Raw genomic sequence first — 1,440 nt, 5'->3', positions numbered from 1 at the left:
TAATACAGTGAGTTCTTTTCTTCTTCCGTGAATTCTAGGTTAATCATGTTTTTAATGAGTGCTTTGCTTCTAATTATGACTCTTAAACTATATTATTGTCCTTGAGTAAAAAATGCAAGTTGTAGCCGTGCAAAGTATATTGGCAATTTTTATGTGATCTATTGACAAATGAGAAATTTAGTGTTGACGGCGAAGAAAGCTTATGTAATACTAGCAGTTGTAATCTATTACATCCACCTTACCTCCGCGGAGATTTCTGTAAGATGACAAAAATACGGAGATACACCATTCCTAGCGCTGCTGTTCTGGCTGTTGCTGCTGGCGTAGGCCTCGCCACTGCCCCGGCCCAGGCGGCTCCTATGGTAGCCTATAACGGCTGTGCAAGTGACTCATTCTGTACACTCACCGAGCTACTTAACGGTGGTTCCATCACAGTTGATGAGGACGGAAATAGCACAATTGAGAAAACCTTCGACAATTGGATGAATTACAGTTTTTCGAAAGGTCCTGTGGCTAATCCTGTGACCGATCCCCAAGGCAACATTCAAGTGAGTGCAACCGGCACTTACATTCCTGGTGTCTCTGGTAGTGCTACTCTCAATTACACTATTGTTGGTGGCATAAACCTAGCTCCGTTGGTCTTGAATAGCACCTGGAGTGCCGAGATCTTCTTCGACTTCGACGTCACATCCGCTGGATATGTCCCAATCGTTGAACGGAAAGATGCCCTAACAAGTGCTTCAACTGCGGGCAATGGGACGAATCAGGTGCAGTTCAATAATATTATGATGAGCGGCAATCAAACCGCTACCCCCACCAGCCCTGTGACTGACATTATGCCGTTCCCAGAAACAACCACGTATACGGCCATGAACAACCTGAAGTTGCAAGCTCGCCGGACTGGTACTACAACGGTGCCTGTGCCTGGAACCGCCAGCGTTACGAGTTTCTCACAAACCTTCACCCAGGTGGTTATTCCCGAACCGGGTACTGTTGCTGGACTGCTGGTTGCTGGTGGCTTAGGTCTGGCGATGAAACGCCGACAAAAGGATAGCTAACCGAGCTTAACGTCAAGATAACTATGAGGAGAGGCATCGTAGCTGCTTGCATTGAAACTCCGTCCTTTGGGGGCGGTTTTTAATTAGGGTATGCTGAACGAACCCGCGTCAGTCCCCACAGGAGAAACTTTTTCAGCCAACCCTAATTGGGGTTGGCTGAAAAAGTAGGGGCGAAACATTCCGATAGGAAATCTACGGTTTCAGCGATAGGTTAGCCATTGATAGTTAGTCAAGTTTTTAATTTCATCGGAAATTTTGGGTCTGAAACCCCGCCGTTCTAGGTTGGCTTTACGTTAGAATTAAAAGGCCAGTCTCGAAAACCAAGTGGACGGCGCAGCACCTTGAAAACTCGGCTTAGGGGGTTCCGACCAGAAAAGCTTGG

General features: G+C 46.8%; 1 protein-coding gene. It reads left to right on the top strand.

What is annotated here, in order from left to right; all coding sequences use genetic code 11:
- Window positions 1–263 precede the first annotated feature (263 nt).
- Entirely contained in the window at window positions 264–1,058 is a 795-nt protein-coding gene (locus tag O9324_RS25225) for a PEP-CTERM sorting domain-containing protein (protein WP_288141643.1), read from the top strand.
- Window positions 1,059–1,440: the final 382 nt, after the last annotated feature.

It is taken from the genome of Microcystis sp. LE19-84.1B (assembly GCF_027531875.1).
Classification (GTDB): domain Bacteria; phylum Cyanobacteriota; class Cyanobacteriia; order Cyanobacteriales; family Microcystaceae; genus Microcystis; species Microcystis panniformis.
The sequence above is the reverse complement of the archived record's forward strand: the minus strand, read 5'-3'. Positions and strand labels throughout refer to the sequence as shown.

Excerpts from the sequence above, each read along its gene's own strand:
- O9324_RS25225 (WP_288141643.1), top strand. The coding sequence starts at position 264 with ATGACAAAAATACGGAGATACACCATTCCTAGCGCTGCTGTTCTGGCT.